General features: G+C 37.9%; 9 protein-coding genes. 1 reads left to right on the top strand and 8 read right to left on the bottom strand.

Annotated elements, in window-relative coordinates; genetic code table 11:
- From VGT41_02805 to VGT41_02790, 4 genes are all read right to left on the bottom strand, one after another.
- A partial coding sequence (locus VGT41_02805) for a hypothetical protein (GenBank protein ID HEV2601203.1) occupies nucleotides 1-1,326 on the bottom strand: 1,326 nt, incomplete at its 3' end.
- Between the two features lie 1,206 nt (nucleotides 1,327-2,532).
- The gene (locus VGT41_02800; GenBank protein ID HEV2601202.1) at nucleotides 2,533-2,910 is read right to left on the bottom strand and encodes a hypothetical protein; all 378 of its coding nucleotides are present in this window, start codon (nucleotides 2,908-2,910) and stop codon (nucleotides 2,533-2,535) included.
- Between the two features lie 150 nt (nucleotides 2,911-3,060).
- Nucleotides 3,061-3,435 (bottom strand): hypothetical protein, encoded by a 375-nt coding sequence (locus tag VGT41_02795; GenBank protein ID HEV2601201.1) that lies wholly within the window; start codon nucleotides 3,433-3,435, stop codon nucleotides 3,061-3,063.
- Between the two features lie 149 nt (nucleotides 3,436-3,584).
- A complete protein-coding gene (locus tag VGT41_02790; protein ID HEV2601200.1) occupies nucleotides 3,585-3,929 on the bottom strand; it encodes a hypothetical protein in 345 nt (114 codons plus the stop codon).
- A gap of 284 nt (nucleotides 3,930-4,213) precedes the next feature.
- Here VGT41_02790 and VGT41_02785 point away from each other — a divergent pair, with 284 nt between their 5' ends.
- Nucleotides 4,214-7,180, top strand: coding sequence for a hypothetical protein (locus VGT41_02785; protein ID HEV2601199.1), 2,967 nt, complete (start codon nucleotides 4,214-4,216; stop codon nucleotides 7,178-7,180).
- A gap of 76 nt (nucleotides 7,181-7,256) precedes the next feature.
- On the opposite strand, the gene VGT41_02780 is transcribed toward VGT41_02785, so the two are convergent.
- The 4 genes from VGT41_02780 to VGT41_02765 form a co-directional block, all read right to left on the bottom strand.
- Nucleotides 7,257-8,108: a hypothetical protein gene (locus tag VGT41_02780; protein HEV2601198.1), complete on the bottom strand. Its 852-nt coding sequence runs from the start codon at nucleotides 8,106-8,108 to the stop codon at nucleotides 7,257-7,259.
- An 18-nt stretch (nucleotides 8,109-8,126) separates the two neighbouring features.
- Nucleotides 8,127-8,480 (bottom strand): hypothetical protein, encoded by a 354-nt coding sequence (locus tag VGT41_02775; GenBank protein ID HEV2601197.1) that lies wholly within the window; start codon nucleotides 8,478-8,480, stop codon nucleotides 8,127-8,129.
- A 23-nt stretch (nucleotides 8,481-8,503) separates the two neighbouring features.
- Nucleotides 8,504-9,298, bottom strand: a complete 795-nt coding sequence (locus tag VGT41_02770; GenBank protein ID HEV2601196.1) for a hypothetical protein — start codon at nucleotides 9,296-9,298, stop codon at nucleotides 8,504-8,506.
- The coding region (locus VGT41_02765) for a hypothetical protein (protein HEV2601195.1) at nucleotides 9,298-9,973 on the bottom strand (676 nt) is incomplete at its 5' end. The genes VGT41_02770 and VGT41_02765, both read right to left, overlap by 1 nt.

Below are 9,973 nucleotides of genomic sequence, written 5' to 3'. Positions count from 1 at the left end.
TTTAAGATAGCGAGCAAATACAATTATTTCATCCTGCTTGTGGTTACCATACAGACCATTTTTTTGGCGATTAATGATAATATACGCAATCACTATGCCGTGCTGATACACCGGAATAAACATTTCTGCATTAAGAGTTTTCAGGAATTCCAAAAGTGCGTTGTTGAGTGGAGTATCTTGATAAAATTGTGAAAACTCTATTTCGTTATACAGTAAAATTTTCTGTTTTTTTAAATAATGTTCTTGATCAGCGTTTGATAAAAATTGCTTGATCAGGATCTCTGTATGATGGGGAGTTGGCACAGCTTTTAAACTATTTGAGTAGGCACCATCAGAGCAGATAATGAGCGTTGTATCATCTGGATGTATTGCAAAGGTTTGCTCGAAGAAATTTTTCGTGAGTTCGGTAAGTTCTGATTTTTTTGTTATATGGCTGCATGCTTCTAACAATGTTTTAAAGTTATAAATGAAATTATCGCTGTATGGAGATTCCACTTGCGAGGTCGTGTTTAAGAAACGCAATTTTGTAATAGTATGCATACAATAAGCGACAGCGTAGGTGATAAATATTGTAGAAACGGCAACTATTGCAGTGAAGTTATGTTGCATAGCAGTAAAATTGTGTTGTGTTACTTGAGATAAATACTGCATTGCAAGCATCGCCTCTACACAAACATAAGGAGTAAATAGGTAACATATTATTATTTTAATTTGGTGTTTAAGTAGCATTGGCAGTTCGTTTTTACGCAGACGATGTAACATGCTTATAGCACTTGGTATAATATGCAAAAAAAATATTAATAATATAGCATGTCGCATCGCTCTGATCTCTAAGGGAATAAGGAATGGATCGGTAATGGTACGCGCATGATCTCGAGATGCAATATCAGTAAGATTTGAATCAAAAAATGCTATAACAAAGAAATAGAGTGAATATATGGTGCTACATAGAACAGTTATTTTATGTCGATTATTGAGAGAAAATGATTTAAGAAAGAAGCTTTCGATAAATAGCCCGAATGATTGATATTGGATTATGACAAATGCCCAAGAGATTCGTGTCCAAAATACCACAATTGTATAAGGCTTATCAAATAAGAATAGTTTATGAATTAATTTTATGACCCATGCAATATCCCCAAACAAAGAACCAATCAGGATACTGAGTAAAAGAAACCATGGAATGCGGATTACCGATGAAGTGAATCCAAGCGGAATGAGTTTTTTTAATAAATATATCTTTATGATGGAAGATGAAATAAGCACTGTAAGTGCAAAGCCGTTGCTCTTAATTATTTCACCAATAAAGTTCAAGACATTCATCATTATATACATCATCTTTTTTTATGATTTTTTATTAGGATTGTTGATAAACCTATATGCGCCGATTATACTACTATCCGTGTTGCAATGGTAGCAATAATTTTAATTTATTTCTTAATATTAGGGAGCCAGCGATGGTGCTTTACATAAATAAGTTGTGGGACACATTACAGTTTATTGTAAAAAAGATGTTCCGTTTTCCACCAGGGTGACCTGTAATTTTAGCCAGGCATTTAAAGAGGTTATAATTTCTTACATTTTCGTTAGTTGAAGAGCGAGTGTGACCTAAAAAATATCGGATGATTTATGCTCTTTAATGTAGTTCGTGATTATACCTGTAGCTGTGAATATTGAAGGACATGCTTTGTAAAAAGTATGTCCTTCTGTTTTAAGCAATGTAGTTGGTACAATTAGTAGTATTGCGTCACAACTTAAGTTCATGCTGTGACCCGTTGGCCAGAGTTGTTGCGTTATCATTTTATTAGACTCGTTGATAAAATTATGCGCTCTTACTATAATCCATTATTGCAATGGTTTTTAATGTATTATTAAGGAGTTAGTTATGGTGTTTTACAGAAATAAGTTACAGAACTTGATACGCTTCATTGTGAAAAAAATGTTCCGTTTTCCGCCATCATGAATAAGATGATACAGCTTCCTTCTTGACGACTTGTGATAGTTCTTTGTATTTTTTAGTGGCTAAAGAGAGAGGAGTTAGTGATGGTATTTTACATAAATAAGTTGCGGAACTTGGTGCAATTTATTGTGAAAAAGATGTTCCGATATCCGCCAGCATGATTGAGCCAATAGAGAAGTTATTATATCCATATTATTGTTTTTCATAGTTAAAAAAAGGAGCCAGCAATGGTGCTTTACATAAATAAATTGCGAAATTTGGTACACTTTATTGTAAAAAAGATGTTTCGATTCCCACCACAATGATTTGCAATCTTGAGTTGAAGAGCGAGTGAGACCTAAAAATATCTGATTATTTATGCTCTTTAATGCAATTCATAATTATAGTCATACTTGCGAATGTTAAGGGGCATGCTTTGTAAAAAGTATGCCCTTCTGTTTTAAGCAATGCGGTTGATACGATCAAAATTTTTCGAAGCAGAAATTTCATTTTTACTGTGCGTTATAACATGAAAAAAGAGGCCACATTTGTAACCTCTTTTTATTATTTTCTAGGGGATCGAAATCAGATTGTTATTTAAGTTCTTTCCGCACTAAATTACGATACTGTGCATCTAAATCTCGCGCAACTTGGCCCCCATCACGCAATCTACAAAGCTCTTGAACAGTCGTACTTACGATTGAATCTGCTCTTAAAAGAGATAATTTACCTGCTTGATTATCACTACGCATTTGCTCAAAAAGAATCCCCATATTCGCATGAACCCAAGGAAGCTTCTTTGCCTGAGTAGCAGTTATTAGTACTCGAGATACTTGCGCAGCAGTTTGGGCCTGATCCATTAAAAGTAGTAAATCTAGTGCTGGTACTGGGGCCGGTGCTGCAGCAAAACTCTGCGTTGATACAATAACACTCAAACTAAAGATTGTTGTGAAGAATAAAGTCTTATTCATAAAGAAGCACACTCCCTGGATTGTCATGGATATTATATTTTGTCGGAGATTAGGATGAATAGATTACAAGCAAAAGTCAATCTATTACGCATGAAAAAGAGGCCACATTTGCAGCCTCTTTTTATTATTTTTTAGAAAAAAGTCAGATTGTTATCTAAGTCGTTTTCGCACTATGCCATGATAGCTTGACTGAAATGGTTGTAGGATTATATTACCGCCTCGAACTTTCACAAATTCAGCACAAGTCGCCGCTACTATTTGATCAGCTTTTAAAATTGGTAATTTATCTGCTTGATTTTCACTATGCATTTGATCAAAAAATTCTTTCATATTACGTTGTACCCAATCAAGTTGCCCTTTTATAGCAGCTACTTGTAATACTTGAGATTTTTCCCTTGCAGTTTGGGCAGCAGCCATCATAGCTGATAAATCTAGTGCTGCCGGCGCTGGAGCAGCAGCAAAACTCTGCGTTGATACAATAACACTCAAACTAAAGATTGTTATGAAAAATAAAGTCTTATTCATAAAAAAGCACACTCCCCGAATTAGCATGGATATTATATTTTTTCGGGGATTAGAATGAATACATTACAAGCAAAAGTCAATCTATTACCCATGAAAAAGGGGCCACACCTGCAGCCTCTTTTTATTATTCTTTTAAAAAAGTCAGATTGTTACCGTAATTGACGACGTATAATCTTATAATAATTTGCAGTAAGTGAATTGGCGAGCAGCTCACCATTCTTTCGCTTTTGCAAATCGGCAACAGTTGCTGTAATTAATGCATCTGCCTTGAATAATGATAATTGACCAGCGGCATTCTCATTACACATTCTATCAAAGAATGATCGGACATCCGCTGCTGGTACAGGAAGTTGATTAATAACTCTAACTGTCAACTCCTGAGCCATTTCCGAAGCAACAAGCCGACGGGGTGCAGGAGCCATTGCCTCAAGGCACGGATTTAATACAATAACGCTCAAACTAAAGATTGCTATAGAAAGTAAGTTTTTATTCATAAGCAATTATGCCCCCTGAATTAACACAAGTATTATATATATTCTATCCTTGATAGAGTGAATTACTTGATAATAAAAGTCAATAAAAGTTGCATGCTTTTTCACAAAAAACCATTAGCACTGCCTGTTTTAACCATCCAAAACTATCTTTTTCAGTACAATAAAACCAAAAAAAGGAATCCAAAGATCCCATCCGATAAAAACCTTCCCTTTTTTCTCTATTTTTTCTATACATAAGGATGTTGATAGCAATACCAACACTCTAGATCATAAAAAGGAATGTAATGAAAGAGACTATTTTTTACCGCCTACTAGCTATTGTTTTATTCGGTGTCGCTACGCAAACAAGGCAACTCACTGGAACATTGATTGTACATGGTAGCATAACAGGCTCATCACCTTTCAGCTTCACTGTGCCTGTTACGGCTAAGGTCTTTGATCGTGCAACCGGAACTTTATATGTTGGACTTGATGCTAATGGCGGCGAATTTGCATTATCAAAAATCAATCGCTGCGCATCGATTCCGTTGAAATTTAGCGCTATTGCACTTACTACAGCGACCCCACCTTTAACTGATAGCAAAATCAACTTCCTCACTCTGGCCACAAAAGAAGGTAATCCTTCCCCACTCCTTGCAGTAGCCAGCGCTTCATTCATTCAACAGGTATTTGCCCTCACCACTGATGGAGAAACTCAACAAACGAGCGGTACCTTAAATGATGCGGGCGGCACAGTTAATAGCGACGGCGCCGATACCGCTGGCGTCGTTGGGCTTGCAGCAAGCTACAATGAAATATTTGCTGCTGTCCTACCTGCAGGCGGAGGAACTTTTGGCGATCTTGATAGCGGCATCGCGGTGGTTTGCATAAACCGAGATAAGTCTTGCCCTCCAAAACTCGTTGGCTTAACCCAAACTGCCGCTCAAGCGGGTGACATGGGGATCAAGGCAAAAAGATTGGACAGCACGATTGATGAAATTAAAATAACGGGTGATTCTGATCCAACTATTATAGGATCCAACCCTGTAGTCCTGTATTGGGATGATCCATTACAACGTCTCTATACCGGATTTACCATCACAACCATTGAAAGCGCAAAAGCGGTCGTAGTCGGCCGCGTTATTACTAATGCAATGCAAACCTGCACGGGAACTTTAGAGTTTTCTACTATTGCAGCTGACGGGGCAATAACTCCTGAACCGATTCCTGCTGACCTGCGTGAAATTATTGTTGGTGACGTAAGTCCCGTATCAACCGCTTTTACTCTCCAAGTTAATCAGATGAAGGTCATGCATGCGAGCACCGGCCCCAGCTATCTCATTATTAATGGTGGCAATCAAATTAACGGCATGGAGAATACATCTATGAATAAAATCTTTGCCCTTCCTTTGGTTGATCTGCGCGATAACGATGGAGAAGTGGCACCCGCTGATGAGGCGATCCATGGCACACTCGCAAAGAAAGATGCTCCGTTAACCAACTTTAAATTCACCATTCCTGCCGCTACACCCGGCGACCTACCACAAGATCCTACTATTGCCCCAGCGGGTACCGATTATTTTGCATTGGTAGGCGATTCTCCGTTACCAATCGATCCTACCAACCAACCATCTGATATGGTTGTCGTTGGAGATACCGTCTACGTATCGTTCAACATCCCACAAGATAACACGAATGAAACCGGCATTATCTATTCTCAGGCACTGTTTGACGAAACGGGAAAAATTATTGGATGGACTCCGTGGGCCAAACGAGCGTTCCCTTTCATTGCATTTGCAAGCTGTATGAACCCATGCCGTGTTAAATTTTTTGATGTGGATGCAGTAACCGGAAACATCTGGGCTGTTGCGGGAGACACTGGACGCACGGTAGCAGTCAACACCTGGGATCAAGGCAGCAACTGCTCGGCATGCACGGCCAATACGGATCAGGTATCATTGGTAAAACGCCTTAATAAATATTTCTGCTGTGGATGTTATTCAGTGCTCGATTTAGATGCATTCACGCGCGGTTTTAGTGGGGCCACCGCTGACCGTTACGCCCTATTTGGCAGTAACAACAAGATTGCATTCACCCGCATCAGTACCAGCCGAGACGGGACCGCGTCACTGGCACCCCAAACGGTCTACACAGACTTTTCAGAACCAGAAAACTTTTTCCTCAGTACTTTACCCGAACATGCAGGATGCGTGACGAGCCTAGAATATTCCCGCCAAGGTACACCCGTTGCCACCCTGCCCGTAACCTTTACCGATCAGCCAAACTACTTTTTTGCAGGGACGCAAACCGGGTTATACGTCTTTGCACAACCGAATGGCAGCGGATTTCCTCAAAGTTCTCTGACCACATTAGATCTGCCTCCTTTTTCTAACGGTGTCTGGTTTAAAGCAGAAAATATTGTTGGATCTATCACCAGCGTTAAAACTATCGGTAATAATCTGTATGTCCTGGCATCGAACAGCTCAAAAACGGAACCTCTCAAAAGCAGGTTGTACAGCATACCATTCGCTGCAACGGTCAATAGCATGTTCCCAGTGGGCACCACCCCAACTATTATTGCTGAAACAAATGTTGGCCCCTCATTCGCTTCAACCGCCTATTTTTCTGCAATACAAATTATATCTACCAGTGATCAAAATGATACCGAACAGGTAATCTTAGCAACCAACAACGGACTATTTGGATCCCATACGGTTAGTGGCGTACAAACCGCTGCAGACCAACTTGCTGCAGCCTGGAGCATAATTAGCACCACCGATGGCGTATTTTACACAAAAATTGCCGGTATTGATCCATTCTTTAATCCTACGTTTGCTGCATCAGCAATACAAAATCCTACAACGAGCTGGCCAACCAGCATAGAAGATCAGAGATTCTTAAAAACATTTGACCGAAGCGCGATTCATCAGCTGAATGGCACGCAAGACGCAGGACCATTTAATTTTGTACCCGCTAATTTTAATGCACTTTCAGATAATCCAATTTTTAGAACGCTGCTCCCCACTAACCACTTTTGGACCGATGGCGCACGCCGCTTTTTTATTGGTAGGCGTCCACAGGATCCAGCATCGGTAAACCGCCTGATTAGCTTTCCGTATAATGTACGAGAATGGAACATTATTAATCCCGATCAATTTACACTGCTTGATGATACCCTCAACACAGTATCTGCTTTTTATTGGGTAAAACAGATTGGCGCAAGCGGAATATTAATGACCGGAACCAATCATGGTGTTCTGGGGCTTGAGTGATAAAAATGTTATTGATAAGAATGTGGATATTGAGAGAGGCGCGCATGCGTCTCTCTATTTTTAAAATCTGCTGCGATTAACCAGCATTAATCGAATTTATTATAAACGCCTCTGCCATCGCTTTTCCGTATTGGTCTGCCAATATTTCTTTAACTTCAAGAATTTTTTGTTTTAACTCTAGTTCTAAAAACGGAGTCCCTATAAAAATGCTACGACCTTCTCGAAACTCAAGAGATTTATCAGCAATACTAAATAGCTCTACAAAAAGTTTTTTTTCTTCTAAGTCACACTCCTCTTTATCTTCTATCATTTGTAAATAATAATAACGAAAACCAACACATAAAGATTTAGAATCGATGTGGTCAAGTAAGTATTCATTTATTTTTGTATATACTCTTTCTTTATTGGTTTTGCTAGATTCAATTATCATCCGTAACAAATAGGCCCCGACTGCTCCCTTTGACTCTAATTGTTTTCTTACTGAGGAGCCATCTGCAATCAAAGTTTTTGAAAAATACTTACATTCTAAATTACTCAAATGTAAATCTGAACGAAAACTCCATTGATATAACTGATTATCTTTATCTAATTGAAGCGCCTTTGCTAGCATATCTTCTACTTCTTCATCTTCTAAATCAAAATACCATTGTCCCATGACTGCAATTCTTCCTGAAAAGTACAAATATTCTGCATTTTCAGAAAATTTTGCATACGATTCTTTAAAATATTTTTTTGCCAAAAATTGATAATATTCGTCAATTATTACATCCATACCTTCATAAACAATGACATACATAAGTAAATAATTCATGAAAATTGCAACATCAACATCATTTGGATGTTCAGCAATAACGTTTTGCATATACGTTATGGCTTGGTGCCATTGCTTGTTTTGCTCAAATGATAATAAAGTGTTTTGCCAAGCCATTCCGAATTCCTCATTGTTTTATATATCACATTGAAAAGAAACCGTTGGCTTTACACGTACAATTAAAAATGGTTCTTTTAATCGTAAATCTTGATATGGAAAAGGGATATCTTTACTTCGCTTAAAAAAATATAGCGAATCATCTGTACATGATATCTTATCTAAGCTGCTTATGCTTATTTCAAAAATAGATTTGTCTGTATTATTAAAGCCCAATTTGATTACTGCATATCCTTCATGAAGAGAAAAATACAAAGAAAATATCGATCCATCCTCTAAAAACATAATATATCTTAGAATGCTTGCTTCCAGCTCAATTGCTTCTTCTCGATCAAAAAATTCTAAAAATGCATATCGCTCGTAAAATTGCATAATTTTTCCAAGTTTTGACGTCTTTATAACTTTAAAACTTGTTGGACTTGCAGTGCTTTTTGTCGCAATTCTGATTCTGAAAATGGTATTCTTGTGTATCTAGTTGGATTCTTTGTGCTTTCTATATAACGACTGGCAATCATATGAAGCTCAGAAAATAGCTGTTCTTCTTGTTGATTAAACTCACCATCTTTTGATCCGTGTAAATAATAACAGCGACATGAATCACAAAACGATTCAACGCTCATTTGACTAAATAGGTATTCATTAATGTCATTACATAATTTCTCTTTATAGGTAGCACTCCATCCGATGATCATCTCCAGTAGGTATGCGCCCACTGCTCCCTTTGATTCCAATTGCTTTCTTGCCGGAGAGCCGTCTGCAACAAGTGCTTTAGAATAATACTTCCATTCTAGATTGCTCACATGAGAATCAGGACGACAAATCCACTGATATAAAAGATTATTTTTATCAAGCTGTCTAGCTTTTTCTAACATATTATCGAGATCTTCATCTTCTAAATCAAAATACCATTGCCCCATGACTGCGGTTTTTCCTGTAAAAAAGAGATATTCTGAATCCTCAGAAAATTTTGCGTACGATTCTTTAAAATATTTTTTTGTTAGAAACATATGATACCCACGACTTGCCTCATCAACTCCTTCATAAACAATTACATACATAAGTAGATAATTCATACAAATCGCCGCATCAACATCATTTGGATTTTCAGCAATAACATTTTGCATATACGCTATTGCATCATCCCATTGTTTATTTCTCTCAAACTTAGATAAATTTTCTTTCCAGGTCATTATGGTTTTCCTACTAATTTTATAAAAGCGGTACTAAGTTTAGGGACATTATTAATAACACATCCTTGAATATGTACTATCTGATTAAAAACTTGAATCTGAAAATTTTCAAACCTTCCTGCTGCAGGGATTTTACCCGAAGCTGCTTTTAAAATTTCTCGTAACGTTGTTATTTGACAGCCATTAAAATGTTTCACTAAATCATTAAAGTTATGCTTTCCATGAAAAACATGTGCAAGTTTTTTTGTATCTTTAGCCAATGTGATATATTCAACAGCCAGCTGAAGGGTCTCAAGGGTCATTTGCCAAGCAGTTTCTACAATAGCCGGGAATTGAGGGAATTTTGGATCATATATTACTTCATTCAAAAGCTTAAGTGCCGGCGCCTGAGCAACTTGTTCCGCTTCAGATAGCCTTTCAAGTAATTTTACAGCCTCTGCTTTCGTTCTTTGCACCGCTGTAGCAACAGCTTCGGATGTTGCTACAGCAGAAGTTATTGCAGGATTTGATTTTCTAGTAATTGCAAGCGCCTCCGCACAAGCAGCCGTTGCTAATTTGCTTGCAAACGATGCACAGCAACCAAAAAGAATCGCGTTGGTCAAAAAACCAACAGGAACTTCAACAACTTGATGCATCTTATCGTGAGCAGGTGTTTTTTTCCACCAATTCACTGCC

It is taken from the genome of Candidatus Babeliales bacterium (genome assembly GCA_035944115.1).
Taxonomy (GTDB): Bacteria; Babelota; Babeliae; order Babelales; family Vermiphilaceae; genus DASZBJ01.
This window is presented reverse-complemented; position numbering and strand designations above follow the sequence as displayed.

Coding starts and splice junctions, on each gene's coding strand:
- VGT41_02795 (HEV2601201.1), bottom strand. CDS start 3,435: ATGAATAAGACTTTATTTTTCATAACAATCTTTAGTTTGAGTGTTATT.
- VGT41_02800 (HEV2601202.1), bottom strand. CDS start 2,910: ATGAATAAGACTTTATTCTTCACAACAATCTTTAGTTTGAGTGTTATT.
- VGT41_02785 (HEV2601199.1), top strand. CDS start 4,214: ATGAAAGAGACTATTTTTTACCGCCTACTAGCTATTGTTTTATTCGGT.
- VGT41_02790 (HEV2601200.1), bottom strand. CDS start 3,929: ATGAATAAAAACTTACTTTCTATAGCAATCTTTAGTTTGAGCGTTATT.
- VGT41_02770 (HEV2601196.1), bottom strand. CDS start 9,298: ATGACCTGGAAAGAAAATTTATCTAAGTTTGAGAGAAATAAACAATGG.
- VGT41_02780 (HEV2601198.1), bottom strand. CDS start 8,108: ATGGCTTGGCAAAACACTTTATTATCATTTGAGCAAAACAAGCAATGG.
- VGT41_02775 (HEV2601197.1), bottom strand. CDS start 8,480: ATGCAATTTTACGAGCGATATGCATTTTTAGAATTTTTTGATCGAGAA.